The organism is Metabacillus schmidteae (assembly GCF_903166545.1).
Lineage (GTDB): Bacteria > Bacillota > Bacilli > Bacillales > Bacillaceae > Metabacillus > Metabacillus schmidteae.
The window spans coordinates 3,645,465-3,657,414 of sequence record NZ_CAESCH010000001.1; the positions used below are offsets into that span (position 1 = coordinate 3,645,465).

The 11,950-nt window shown below is 36.1% G+C and carries 16 protein-coding genes; 8 read left to right on the top strand and 8 right to left on the bottom strand.

The window, feature by feature from the left end:
- Positions 1-259: 259 nt before the first annotated feature.
- The 4 genes from HWV59_RS17720 to HWV59_RS27335 are packed head-to-tail and all read left to right on the top strand — an operon-like array spanning position 260 to position 1,092.
- A complete protein-coding gene (locus HWV59_RS17720) occupies positions 260-445 on the top strand; it encodes a hypothetical protein (RefSeq protein ID WP_175639681.1) in 186 nt (61 codons plus the stop codon).
- A gap of 6 nt (positions 446-451) precedes the next feature.
- Complete coding sequence (locus HWV59_RS17725; protein WP_175639682.1) at positions 452-700, top strand: sigma-G-dependent sporulation-specific acid-soluble spore protein CsgA; 249 nt, start codon at positions 452-454, stop codon at positions 698-700.
- Positions 701-719: 19 nt separating this feature from the next.
- Positions 720-980, top strand: a complete 261-nt coding sequence (locus HWV59_RS17730; RefSeq protein WP_102229172.1) for a hypothetical protein — start codon at positions 720-722, stop codon at positions 978-980.
- Entirely contained in the window at positions 967-1,092 is a 126-nt protein-coding gene (locus tag HWV59_RS27335) for a hypothetical protein (RefSeq protein ID WP_268921772.1), read from the top strand. Before HWV59_RS17730 ends, HWV59_RS27335 begins: the two co-directional genes overlap by 14 nt.
- Positions 1,093-1,153: 61 nt before the next feature.
- Here the strand turns inward: HWV59_RS27335 and HWV59_RS17735 are convergent, their stop codons facing one another.
- Positions 1,154-1,582 (bottom strand): YppG family protein, encoded by a 429-nt coding sequence (locus HWV59_RS17735; RefSeq protein WP_175639683.1) that lies wholly within the window; start codon positions 1,580-1,582, stop codon positions 1,154-1,156.
- A gap of 175 nt (positions 1,583-1,757) precedes the next feature.
- Here HWV59_RS17735 and HWV59_RS17740 point away from each other — a divergent pair, with 175 nt between their 5' ends.
- Complete coding sequence (locus tag HWV59_RS17740; RefSeq protein WP_175639684.1) at positions 1,758-1,922, top strand: hypothetical protein; 165 nt, start codon at positions 1,758-1,760, stop codon at positions 1,920-1,922.
- 42 nt (positions 1,923-1,964) lie between these two features.
- Here HWV59_RS17740 and HWV59_RS17745 read toward each other — a convergent pair whose 3' ends face one another.
- Both HWV59_RS17745 and HWV59_RS17750 read right to left on the bottom strand, forming a co-directional pair.
- Positions 1,965-2,327: a DUF1798 family protein gene (locus HWV59_RS17745; protein WP_175639685.1), complete on the bottom strand. Its 363-nt coding sequence runs from the start codon at positions 2,325-2,327 to the stop codon at positions 1,965-1,967.
- Positions 2,328-2,379: 52 nt separating this feature from the next.
- Entirely contained in the window at positions 2,380-2,631 is a 252-nt protein-coding gene (locus tag HWV59_RS17750) for a hypothetical protein (protein WP_175639686.1), read from the bottom strand.
- A gap of 174 nt (positions 2,632-2,805) precedes the next feature.
- Here HWV59_RS17750 and HWV59_RS17755 point away from each other — a divergent pair, with 174 nt between their 5' ends.
- Complete coding sequence (locus HWV59_RS17755) at positions 2,806-2,904, top strand: hypothetical protein (protein WP_034332300.1); 99 nt, start codon at positions 2,806-2,808, stop codon at positions 2,902-2,904.
- 233 nt (positions 2,905-3,137) lie between these two features.
- On the opposite strand, the gene HWV59_RS17760 is transcribed toward HWV59_RS17755, so the two are convergent.
- On the bottom strand, positions 3,138-4,118 hold the full coding sequence (locus HWV59_RS17760) for a DUF2515 domain-containing protein (RefSeq protein WP_407941587.1): 981 nt from the start codon (positions 4,116-4,118) through the stop codon (positions 3,138-3,140).
- Between the two features lie 137 nt (positions 4,119-4,255).
- Here HWV59_RS17760 and recU point away from each other — a divergent pair, with 137 nt between their 5' ends.
- Complete coding sequence (gene recU / locus HWV59_RS17765) at positions 4,256-4,846, top strand: Holliday junction resolvase RecU (RefSeq protein ID WP_328824338.1); 591 nt, start codon at positions 4,256-4,258, stop codon at positions 4,844-4,846.
- Positions 4,847-4,919: 73 nt separating this feature from the next.
- Positions 4,920-7,619, top strand: coding sequence for a penicillin-binding protein 1A (locus HWV59_RS17770; protein ID WP_175639688.1), 2,700 nt, complete (start codon positions 4,920-4,922; stop codon positions 7,617-7,619).
- A 144-nt stretch (positions 7,620-7,763) separates the two neighbouring features.
- Here the strand turns inward: HWV59_RS17770 and ltrA are convergent, their stop codons facing one another.
- The 4 genes from ltrA to HWV59_RS17790 form a co-directional block, all read right to left on the bottom strand.
- Complete coding sequence (ltrA, locus tag HWV59_RS17775) at positions 7,764-9,200, bottom strand: group II intron reverse transcriptase/maturase (RefSeq protein WP_175639689.1); 1,437 nt, start codon at positions 9,198-9,200, stop codon at positions 7,764-7,766.
- Between the two features lie 674 nt (positions 9,201-9,874).
- Positions 9,875-10,414, bottom strand: coding sequence for a YpoC family protein (locus tag HWV59_RS17780; RefSeq protein WP_175639690.1), 540 nt, complete (start codon positions 10,412-10,414; stop codon positions 9,875-9,877).
- The gene (gene nth, locus HWV59_RS17785) at positions 10,404-11,069 is read right to left on the bottom strand and encodes an endonuclease III (protein ID WP_102229178.1); all 666 of its coding nucleotides are present in this window, start codon (positions 11,067-11,069) and stop codon (positions 10,404-10,406) included. Before nth ends, HWV59_RS17780 begins: the two co-directional genes overlap by 11 nt.
- A gap of 35 nt (positions 11,070-11,104) precedes the next feature.
- Positions 11,105-11,815: a DnaD domain-containing protein gene (locus tag HWV59_RS17790; RefSeq protein WP_102229179.1), complete on the bottom strand. Its 711-nt coding sequence runs from the start codon at positions 11,813-11,815 to the stop codon at positions 11,105-11,107.
- Positions 11,816-11,950 lie beyond the last annotated feature (135 nt).

Below are 11,950 nucleotides of genomic sequence, written 5' to 3' on the forward strand. Positions count from 1 at the left end.
ATGAGAGCAAGCGTTTTTTTCTTAACTATTTTTATGAGATTTACTCCCATACTTTGGGTTTTCTTCAGGAGTAGGGTCTTTCGCTAAATCTTTTGCCGAACTTGTAACTTCTTGATTCTTATGTGTTCTTTTTTTCATCGTCATCACCCCCTTCTATATCATGACTCATTCATCTTGTTTTACACCTGTAAAAAATCCAAATTTTGTCGCGGAAGAAAAACAATTCACATCAAACAATAATAAGGGAGGTGCATACAGTATGCCTAAAAAAAATGAACAATTACCTGATTTCAAAGAACTTGATGACCGATTAATAGCTGAGGCATCATCTTCTCCGTCTCTCGTGATTAAAACGAATTTGGACAAGGATGATGTGAAAGAAGATAATCCTTACGCAACTGGTCAATCGAATTCTGATACATTCGAAAATTTTTTTAAGGAATGATGGATTATGGATTTTACTCTCGGGTACTTAAGAGAATCATTATCAAATTATGATAGAAGCTCAGTATGCAAAAGGATTACTACCAAATTAACACATGGTACATTTCACTCTGAATTAGACTTTGTTCGAATACTTGATGAAGACGAAATTCAATTTCTAAATAATGTTTTACCTGATGAAATTAAGTATGCATTTAATGAGCAGGATTTTATAAGAGGTAATCAACTTAATGAAGTGTATGAGTTGCTAATCTAACCTTAAGCAGGAGGTCCATATGAATAGAAACAGTAATCATTACATTAATATTAAGTTCCAAACTGGCGCAATTGACCGTGAAGGTGTCAATGGCTGTCAAGTGGAGGATGTTATTAGTGTACTCGTTGATCAGTTAAAATCTCATCAAAATGGTGATTTTGCTTGTCCGGAAAACTCCATCGCTATTTCTAATCTTCAAACAGCAAACTTTGCTTTAAGAGTCAGAAAGGAACGGATGGAAGACAAACATAGAGGTATTGAATCTCATGCAACGTTTTAGTACGAAGAAATACTCTAACACTGATGTAGAAGAAGTTAAAAGGTTAAATGCTAAGTCCGGTCTATCTTATCGTGAAGTAAAGGAGCTTCTTGCCAAGAAATATACTAAATAAGAAGTTTAGGGGCTGTCTTACCATGACAGACCCTTTACTAACATAATTATTACTATGATGATTATTTAAACATCGATGTTACTCCTTTAAAAAGTCCACCCATTTGATTAACAGCATTCATCATTTGACCTGCTGTATCCATCATTTTATTAAAGTCTAGCTGACCATCTGACTTTTTAAATTGTGAGATGACGTTTTGAAATCCACTAGGCTGTGGCTGCTTAAAATAAGGCATAGGCTTTGGATAGGGTGTTGGATAGGGTTGATTAATAAAGCTATTTTCTACATTGCCATTATAACTGCCACTTCCATATGGTTGTTGATATCCGGTTTGATGGTATGAAAATTCTGGTGGTCGAGTATACATTGGATTCATAAATTGCGGGTTTTGATATCCAATCGGTTGATGTTCATAAAACGGATACGTTTGAAAATACTCGTTTTGTCTTCTCTTAGATCTTCTATTGAAATATGGATATGCTTGTTGCATATAGATAAACCTCCAATAGCTCATTAATGGTAATGTATAATATGATTCATTTGCCTATAACGTGAAAAGAAAGTCAACGTAGTAAAACGTTTCACTCATCTTTTTACTTCTGTTCATACATGAATATTGCTACGTTAGCTCATATTAGGAAGGAATCTTAAAAGGAGGCTGAACAATGGCAAGAGGAAAACATTTTAATCATAAAGAAAAAGGACATGCTCCCACAATTCCCAATCATGGTGAGGAAGTGATGGCTAAAGATACTGAACATGTAGAATATGACATAAAAACGGTAGGTACAGCGAACGAACGCCCGGTAAGTATCAAGGTTGACGAATAAAAAATCAAACTAAAAAGGACGTACTCACTGTGAGTCGTCCTTTTATTCTATTTGATCTATTATTGTATTTAATAGGTATTCTACAGAATGATGCATGTTATGGAATCGTTGGTTGTTTATGTCTTTATAAAACGATTGGAGAACAACTTGTTCTAAATTTTCCCTAGCGGAATCAATCTGGGATTGGTGTATATATTTAGGTCTCTTTTTCTTTATCCATTCAGATGCAAGCTGTTCCCACACATCTGCTTTATCCTTTACCAATTCAAAAGTTGGTTTTACCTGCTCATAGAAATAAGCATCTGTTTTCTCAGGTTTCTTTTGGAAAGATTCAAATCGTTGCTTACATTCTGTTAAACATTGTAACAGATGTAGTGAGGATTTGATTAGATATTCATAGCTCAAATTATTCACCTCAAGCTTATCATATCAAAAATCCCTCTATAATACACTATTTTCATACATTTGTTGCAGCGATAGGGAATGGATATTGCTTATAATGATCTTGTTTATGATGTGCTTCGTTGGTAATTGATGCATGTGATATTGTTGTTAATTGATGGTCGATTCGGTTCACTTTTTCCAATAATTCTTTTTCAGTAAATGCAGGGTTTTTATGATTATCTAAGACCATCTCAAGTTTCATTAGTTCATTTTCCAGCTCTGCTAATTTTTCCTCAATTACACTTTTTTCAATCATATTTTTCATCATTCTCCCTCCTCTATTGCTTAGTATTCGTCATTTCATTTTTTCCCCCTTCATACTTGACAAAACTAGTTTCTATTCGGCAAAGAAAGTGAAATTGCACATATTTCGACAACTTCATTAGAGTTGTATGGAAAAGACGATGATCGTGCAAAATATTGATGGGAGGTGCTGATGATGGCAAAAAAACCTAAAGGTAAACAACAAACAGCTGAAGACAAAACTAAAATTCCTACGGACAAAAAGTTAGATGGTCCGAATCGTCCTTCTACATAAGGACTGATATTTAAAAAAGCAAGGCTCATTGCCTTGCTTCAGACTGTTGACAAACGCTCGCTTTCTTCGTTACTCACCTTGCTGCGGTGCTCATTACCAACCCCGGTAACTCCGCTCCTCACAAGGCTTCGTGCCTCGAAAGCAAGCGTTAGCAATCAGTCTGAAGGGCTAGCGATTTTTACTTTGTCTACAAACTGAAGCAAGGCTTATTGCCTTGCTTTTTAGCTCTTTTTTTACCCATTCCTCCAATATTCCTGCAATAAATTTAGAAGATGTAATTGATCTTGTTTATGTTTAAACCAATCCGTCAATTCATATTTTGAAGGTATTTTTTTATCCTTAAACCATTTTTTTGTGCTCTGTCCATGAAACCAATCTTCTCTTTTTCCGTCTAATGAATGTGTGACAATTGGATATGCCATTCGTAATAAAGGTGTTTCCCTTCTTCTCTTTTCGGGAAAATACTTTTCATAATCATATCTTGATCCCGTGTGTGGTACAGATTTTGCAAATGCTTCAAACTGCTGATATAACCCGGCTTGAAATAAAAGCCAGCCTAACCGTTTTCCTAAGTCAATTCGGTTTGTTAAGGTTTGGAAATTAAAAACAGAAAAACCAAATAGTTTTCCTTGCAGAGTTGGAAAAATAACTGTGCTGAAATGGAACAAATCTTGAAGCTTATACGGGGCGGAGTGAAAGACATGTTGTTTATATATTTGCTGTTCGATAACAGGTTGTTGAATGACATTTTGTTCGTTGATAATGAGTGCAGTCATAAGTCGATCTAATTTTTGATAGTGCCAGAAGTATTCCCATTCTCCAACCATAAACTGTGATACACCAAAATGGGAAAGCAGGTTAAATATTGGTTTTTTTATGTGCTTTGCATACTCATAAAGAAGCAACTGTGGATATGCGTCATAAAAAATCGTCCAATTTGCACGTTCATAGGTCATGAACAATAGGCTTCTTTTCTCTTGGGGGAGTGCCTTACGAAACCAATTTCCTTCTAAATCTGTCATACTCCAACCAGCATTCCTGGATACCATGCTTGCTAAAAATGCCCATTTAATCTCAGGGTGCTTAAAATAAAATTTTTCATATGCTTTAGTTCTTGTTATATTGTCAAGATTATTCTTTTCAATTTCCTGTTCAATACGTGCAAGCAATATTAATTCATTAAACTGAGATGTTCCTGGTTTTTTATCCATCATTCTTTACACTCCTCTTGTATCTAGTGTTTCCAAATGAAGGAGGAAGTACGCATTAACAAAATTGAAACTTTTTTATCATTCCTTTTTCATTTTTTTTGGTATGATAGGTAGTAGTTTTAATGAGGAGGTAAAGTATGATTTTTCGTTATCCTAACGGAAAGGCTTATCAGCCAAAGGTTGAACAAGTAAAAAAACAGCCACCTTCTATTACCTACAGCAACCGTGGCATGTCACTTGAAGATGATCTTAATGAGACAAACAAATATTATTTAGAAAATCAAGTAGCTGTCATACATAAAAAACCAACACCTGTACAAATTGTGAATGTGGATTATCCTAGAAGAAGTGCTGCTGTAATTAAAGAAGCTTATTTTAAACAAAGCTCAACAACAGATTATAACGGAATTTATCGTGGTAAATATATTGATTTTGAAGCTAAGGAAACAAAGAACAAAACATCTTTTCCATTGCAAAATTTTCATGCACATCAAATTGAACATATGAAAAATGTCCTATTTCAAGATGGAATTTGTTTTGTTATATTATCTGCCTTTAATCAATTTTATTATTTAGATTCTACACATCTGTTAACATTTTGGGATCGACAATTAAACGGTGGCAGAAAATCCATTACAATGGCAGAGCTGAATGAAATAGGCCATATCATCCCTACTGGATATCAAGCAAGGATTGACTATATTAAGATTATAGATAAACTATACTTTTAAAGATCCTTTAATTTGAACTAATTATCAAAATGAAAGAAAATGAGTAAAGCCTAAAATGAAAGGTTGGAATTACATGTCTGAACAATATACGAGTCGTGAAGAACGAAGAAAAAAACAGGCTCAACAAAGTTCAAAGAAAAAGAAGAATAAAAAACAAAAACCCGGATTGTGGAAAAAAATCCTTATTAGCCTTTTAGCAATTGGTATTGTTGGCATGCTTGCCGGCGGTGTAACATTTGCTGTAATGGTTGCTGGAGCACCTCCACTGGATGATAAAAAACTAAAAGATTCATTTTCATCGAAAATATATGATATGAATGGCGATGAAATAACTGAATTTGGTCAAGTTAAACGTACATACGTGCCATATGATGAAATTCCAAAAGTTCTTGAAAATGCTGTCTTGGCAACTGAGGATGCTAGGTTTTATGATCATAATGGTGTTGATGTTATACGCCTTGGCGGAGCTCTTGTTGCCAATATTCAAGAAGGATTTGGAGCTGAAGGTGGAAGTACGATCACTCAGCAGGTTATTAAGAACTCTTTGTTAACAACAGAAAAAACCATTACACGTAAAGTTCAAGAATTATGGCTGTCTTTTCAACTAGAACAAAAATATTCTAAAGAAGAAATTCTTGAGATGTATTTAAATAAAATTTATTTTCCTGGTAATGTGTATGGTGTAGCACAAGCTGCGGAATCATTTTATGGTAAAGATTTAAGTGAATTAGAGCTTCATGAAGCAGCAATGATAGCTGGAATTCCGCAGAGTCCAAATAACTACAACCCTAGAACAAATCCAGAAAGTGCAGAAAAACGTCGTAATATTGTATTAACACTGATGGCCAAGCACGGTTTTATTACAGAAGCTGAAGCGAAAGAAGCCAAAAGTGTCCCTGTTCAATCAACAGTAATTGAAGATACTGAGAAAGCTAATCCATATCATGCTTTCGTAGAGGAAGTAATTGAAGAAGTAAAGGAAAAAACAGATATTGATGCAGGATCTGCAGGATTAGAGATTTATACGACTCTTGATCCTGATGCCCAGGATACTGTTGAGAATGTGTTAAATGGAGATGCAGTTAGTTTTCCTGATGATAAGCTCCAAGCAGGGTTGGCCTTAATTGATACAAAAACAGGCGAAATTCGCGCTATTGGTGGTGGCCGAAACCAACCTGTTGGTGGATATAACTATGCTACTGATACGAGACGCCAACCAGGTTCAACTATTAAACCTGTATTAGATTACGGCCCTGTTATTGAACATGAAAAATGGTCTACCTACCATCCGATTAAAGACGAACCATATACCTATAGTAATGGAACGCCTATAAATAACTATGACCGTAACTTTAAAGGCACAATGTCAATACGTGATGCATTAGCTGATTCACGTAATATCCCTGCCTTAAAAGCTCTACAGGCTGTTGGTTTGGAAAAAGCACAAAAATTTGCCCAAGGCTTAGGTATCCCACTGGAAGAAATTTACGAGTCCTATGCAATTGGAGGATTTGATCACGGTGTTTCCCCTCTTCAAATGGCAGGTGCTTTCAGTGCATTCGGTAACAACGGGATATTTAATGAGCCACATGCTGTTAAGAAAATTGTGTTAAGTGATGGAACTGAAATCAGTCTTGCTCCAGATCCTGAACCAGCCATGAGTGATTATACAGCGTTTATGGTGACCGATATGATGAAATCTGTTGTGGAATATGGAACAGGAAGATCTGTTCAAATTCCAAGGGTAAATATAGCTGGTAAAACAGGTACAACAAATTTCTCGGAAGACGATAAAGCAAAATACGATGTTCCATCTGGAGCTGCTAAAGATGCTTGGTTTGTAGGTTATAATCCAAATTATACGGCTGCAGTATGGACTGGTTATAATATTACGGAAGATAGTGAGAAGGTCTATTTAAACTCTGAAGATCAACGTTTGGCCAGAGCGATGTTTAAAGAAGTATTCACAGAAATTGCCGGTGATGATGACTCTGATTTTGAACAACCAAATAGTGTGGTTGAAAAAGCAATTGAAAAAGGCTCAAATCCAGCAAAATTAGCGAGTGACTACACTCCGGCCAGCAATATTACGTATGAATACTTCGTAAAAGGTGAAGAACCAACTACGGTCTCAAAGAAATTTGAAAAACCTGATATTGATAAACCATCAAATTTATCAATTAATTACGATCAAGTAAATAATTCGATTAGTCTGAGCTGGGAACATGGAAACTCTGAAAATGTTTCATTCGAAGTGAAGCAATCGATTGATGAAGGTCCATATGAAGTAGTAAATACATCGAAGGATAAGAGTTTTACAGTTGGTGACGTTATCCCTGGCGCAATTTATTCTTATCAAGTAGTTGCTGTAAGTGATGAGGATAATAGTAATCGCAGTGATGCTGCAGCGACTAAGCTCCAGGTTCCTGAACCTGAAGGAGATGTTCCTGAATTACCTGAAGACGAAGCAGATCAAGACTCACAACCAGATAATGAAGGTAACGAAGAAGGTAACAATGAAAACAACGGGAACAACCAAGATGGAAACAATGGTAACGGGAATAATGGGAATAACGGTAACGGTCAGAATGGCAATACAGATGACGGAAACCAGGAAAATGATCAAGGCAATAAGCCGGAAGATGGTCAAAATGAAGATGCTGGTGGAACGCCTGACACACCAGATGTAGAAACAACTGTTCCTCCTACCAACTCTAACGGTAGTAATGAAGAAGAAGAAAATTCTGAAGAAGATTCTGAAGAAGGACAATAAAAAAAGCAAAAGAACCGATCGTACAGATTCGGTTCTTTTGCTTTTTATATACAATAGAGTAGGGTAACCTCTTTCAAGGCTACCCCCTCATCAAACCGTACGTGTCCTATTAAGACATACGGCTTACCAATGTGTTTGAATTAATCAGTATGTTGCTAGTCGCTTGGCATAGTTCATTTTACGAACGCGTTCAGGAGTGTAATATTCCTCCCCGCGTTCCTTTGCTCTTTGAATTTGCTTTTGTTGTTTCTTCTTTTGCTTTTCTTTCATGTATTGAATGTAGTCATCCAATGTATGACCAAATTGCTTTCCATAATACAACTGAAACGCAGGTACTAGTCCAATCTTAGTGAAATATTCTATGTTCCACTTCGTATTCATGGCATACCCCTTGCGTTGGCTTGGGTGGTCATGAATCATGGCCACTCTCAACCTTCTTCGAACGTAAGAATCCATTGCGAGTAGTTCATTCTTAAAAACATTGAAATAACAGTTTAGTTTATGCCCATGTTCTTTGAATTCTTCTACTGCTTTCCAAATCGTTAAATAGAAATTAACTTTCCCTCGAATCACAGAGTTCACTCTCTCAAGCCACTTTTCTTTACTTAAGGTTAAAGTCTTTCTTGTTCGTTGTTTAATTTTAATGCGAAAGTCACTCCATGTTTCCTCTTTAGGTTTCGTAATGTAATACGGTTTCCCATCTTTCTTACGTTTTCTCCAATGCTCAAAAGTAAAGCCCAGGAAGTCAAAGTCATCATTATTAAAATCAACGATTTTAGTCTTCTCCACAGAGATTTCTAACCCAAGTTCTTTTAATACTTCCTTTGTAACTTCTTCAGCCTTCTTTATTTCCTCCTTGCTCTTGGCAAAGAGTAAGAAATCGTCCGCGTAGCGGACGAACTTTATCCCATGTTGGTCAAGAGTCCAATCCAATTCATTTAAATAGATATTGGCGAGTAAAGGCGAGATCACTCCACCTTGCGGTGTTCCAGAATCTACCTGATGGTATTTACCTTCTTCCATATATCCTGCTTTTAGCCATTTCCAAATCATATCAAGGACGGTTCCATCCGCAATGTACTTGTTTAACACTTTCAATAGCTTCTTGTGGGGAATATTGTCAAAGAATCCTTTAATGTCACAATCATAAATATAGTTGTAGCCATTTTCGATATTCCACATAATCAATTGTAGTACACGCTTCGCCCCCACATTGGGACGATAGCCACAAGACCATTTATGGAAAATGTCCTTTTCAAACTTAGGTTCTAGTACATTACGTAATGCTTGTTGAACAATACGATCTTCAATGGTTGGGATACCTAGTGGGCGTTTCTTCCCATTCTTTTTTGGAATATAAACACGTCGCACTGGTGAGGGTACGTAATCTTTCGCTCTTAGTTTCATGAGTAGATTTTCAAGGTTCTCCTCTAGATTCTTCTCATAACTTTCAAGCGTTTCTTCATCTATTCCTCCTGCACCCTTATTCACTTTTACATTCTCCCAAGCTGTTTTGATCTTTCGATCAAAGAGAATTTGCCCATAGACACTATGCCATTTTAATTTCAAAGTCTGATTCATTCTTATTCGACACCTTTCAATGTGTACTTTCAGTTCGTTTATACCGAAGTATCGTTTACTGTTGACATTACACACTTTTAGTTGTGTAGAGCCACAAGGTCATTCCCCTTCCGTTCGATGATTGTTTAGTCAATCACCTACTTCCGTACTATGAGAACGTCTGACTTCTCTATCCACAAGGCTCATTTCGGATTATCCTTATAAAGCCTTGCCCTTATGGTGAGATAGAGATCTCACGGGGTTATCGTACTTTCCTTCTGTACATACCCAGCACCATCACCGAATAAGCTACGACAGATCGGCTGATTTCTCTGACCTGCCATTACAATTATTGTAGACTTCCCATTATTTGCGGATGGTCGCCAACTTATCCTGCCGCCGTGCTTCACACTTATTGCATTTGGGTCTGCACATCCGACTGCGGTTCTCTCGATTTACCGCATCTCCATCAGACAAAGCCTCACGACCATGCCATAGATTAGTCTTCACTAGTTGTATCAGCACCCTAGTGGAAGGACTTTCACCTTCGAGAAAATGAGTCTTCCAGGATTCGGGAGCAGTTGTTATCGAAATAACTTACTCCAACCTTTAACAGCTCATTCAGTGCAGATATCTGCACAAGGTACGACTGCCCGTCGCACACAAAAAAGACTATTCCAATTTGAATAATCTTCTTAGATTTGTTTTAATACAATTGCCTTGGCAAACATCTTTTCACATTCATTAAAGAGTTGTTCCAGCTGAATATACGCGTGATATTGAGTTGGTTTGGAGATAATAAATAAAAGCCGTTCTTCGCAGTTTACTGGCTTTATTTTTAGTTGTTCTAGCTGCATATTGGAAGTATGAAGTCCTGGAACTGGTCTTTTATTTAACCAGTATAAACAAACAATAAAAAGAGAGACACAGTGAACAAGCAAGCGCTCTTCAGAAATATTCGATTTCCTTCTTAAATCTTTAAATGAATCTCTCGCTTTCCCTCTTACTCGTTTCCATTCTTCAAAAATGATTGATACAGAATCCCTAGGATTTTCCCAAGGATTACATTCAATATTTTCTTTAAGATTATATAGCATATCGAAATAAAAAGGTTCTTCTGAGAGGACTTGTGAGATATCAGTCACATTCAGATGATGGAAGCTATCCTTATCGGGATTAAAAAGAGGACTACGAAAGGATGCAGGAATTTTCAATCCTATATTTTTATTTTGCATTTGATATTTTTTCCTTTTTCATTCTCTTTTGTCCTTCTCTACATAAATGTAATAATGGACAAACTTCACACTTAGGTGATTGTGCTTTGCAATGATACCTACCAAAAAAGATTAATCTGTGGTGTGTTAGTGACCATTCCTCTTCTGGTACCTTTCTCATCAGTGTCTTCTCAACTTCTAATACAGAATCCTTCCATCTGCAAATACCCAGTCTTTTACTCACTCTTTCTACATGAGTATCCACAGCAATGGCTGGTACTCCAAAGGCAACAGACATAACTACATTTGCTGTCTTTCTGCCCACACCAGCAAGTTTTGTTAACTCTGTATGATCATTAGGTACTTCCCCATTATAGTGTTCAAGCAGTGTTTCACATAGTTTTCGAATGTTTTTCGCTTTGTTTCTATATAAGCCAATAGACCTAATATCTGTTTGCAGCTCTTCCAGTGAAACAGCAAGGTAGTCTTCAGGTTTTTTGTATTTCTTAAATAAATTTTTTGTCACTTTATTAACAAGTGCATCCGTGCATTGGGCTGATAAGGCAACAGCTATAACTAATTCAAAAGGATTTTCATGAACCAATTCACAATGTGCATCCGGAAACATTTCCCCTATAGTGTCCAAACATTCTCGAATTTGTACTTTTGTTAACATATCATGTTCACCTACTATCAATTAAAAATAAATCTCTAATTTTCAAGCCAATTATAAAAAGGTACCTTTCTTTGGTACTCTTCTTGTTGATCCTGCTTATTTCCTGAATTGCCTTGCCCCTGATGTTGACGGAACTTTTGTGAATGATTTCGAGCTTGATCAATCGTCCGAATGCCGTTTTTCTTCCATTCAAACAGAATGCGATCAATATATCTAAAATTGAGCTTTGCAGACATAACTGCTTCTCTTAGTGCTGCTTTAATAATAACAGGATCATAATCATCTTGATCAATCCAGATAGCCAGGGACTCACATTCAAAAGGTGATAACGGACGACCGAATTCATTTTCAAAAATTGTATATAAACTTTCGTCCTCTTTTTTATTTTGTTCTTGAATTTTACGATTGTTCTCATTTATAAGAAATGTGTAAAGCTTATCCCATAACGGCTTTAATGAGTAATATTCAAATAAAATTGATTCTTGTTGATGTTCTTCAATCATTAAAAAACCTTTTTGAATTAGATTTCTTAGGAGATTTGTACAATCTGCTGTTGAAATAACCATATGCTCTGAAAGTTCAGTTGGAGTAGGAAATTGATTTCCAGTTTCTTTGAATTTTTTTACTTGAAGTAGAAGAATAAGTTCTTGCTCGGTTAGCCCTAATCTAGCATAGTAATTTAATAAAATAACAGGTACTGAAATATTACCTGTTTCCTGGAGTTCAATAAATTGCTCTTTATTCATAAAAAACACCCCTTACCTTATGGTAGTATACCATGACAATTCCTCACATTGTACATAATAAGCTTCGGTTTATATTCCCATTTAAGGAAAGATAAAAATGAAAAACTGACTCTCAAGTAAGAGTCAGCTTTTAAA

Excerpts from the sequence above, each read along its gene's own strand:
- HWV59_RS17720 (WP_175639681.1), top strand. The coding sequence starts at position 260 with ATGCCTAAAAAAAATGAACAATTACCTGATTTCAAAGAACTTGATGAC.
- HWV59_RS17725 (WP_175639682.1), top strand. The coding sequence starts at position 452 with ATGGATTTTACTCTCGGGTACTTAAGAGAATCATTATCAAATTATGAT.
- HWV59_RS17730 (WP_102229172.1), top strand. The coding sequence starts at position 720 with ATGAATAGAAACAGTAATCATTACATTAATATTAAGTTCCAAACTGGC.
- HWV59_RS27335 (WP_268921772.1), top strand. The coding sequence starts at position 967 with ATGCAACGTTTTAGTACGAAGAAATACTCTAACACTGATGTAGAAGAA.
- HWV59_RS17735 (WP_175639683.1), bottom strand. The coding sequence starts at position 1,582 with ATGCAACAAGCATATCCATATTTCAATAGAAGATCTAAGAGAAGACAA.
- HWV59_RS17740 (WP_175639684.1), top strand. The coding sequence starts at position 1,758 with ATGGCAAGAGGAAAACATTTTAATCATAAAGAAAAAGGACATGCTCCC.
- HWV59_RS17750 (WP_175639686.1), bottom strand. The coding sequence starts at position 2,631 with ATGAAAAATATGATTGAAAAAAGTGTAATTGAGGAAAAATTAGCAGAG.
- HWV59_RS17755 (WP_034332300.1), top strand. The coding sequence starts at position 2,806 with ATGGCAAAAAAACCTAAAGGTAAACAACAAACAGCTGAAGACAAAACT.
- HWV59_RS17760 (WP_407941587.1), bottom strand. The coding sequence starts at position 4,118 with ATGATGGATAAAAAACCAGGAACATCTCAGTTTAATGAATTAATATTG.
- HWV59_RS17770 (WP_175639688.1), top strand. The coding sequence starts at position 4,920 with ATGTCTGAACAATATACGAGTCGTGAAGAACGAAGAAAAAAACAGGCT.
- ltrA (WP_175639689.1), bottom strand. The coding sequence starts at position 9,200 with ATGAATCAGACTTTGAAATTAAAATGGCATAGTGTCTATGGGCAAATT.
- HWV59_RS17780 (WP_175639690.1), bottom strand. The coding sequence starts at position 10,414 with ATGCAAAATAAAAATATAGGATTGAAAATTCCTGCATCCTTTCGTAGT.
- nth (WP_102229178.1), bottom strand. The coding sequence starts at position 11,069 with ATGTTAACAAAAGTACAAATTCGAGAATGTTTGGACACTATAGGGGAA.
- HWV59_RS17790 (WP_102229179.1), bottom strand. The coding sequence starts at position 11,815 with ATGAATAAAGAGCAATTTATTGAACTCCAGGAAACAGGTAATATTTCA.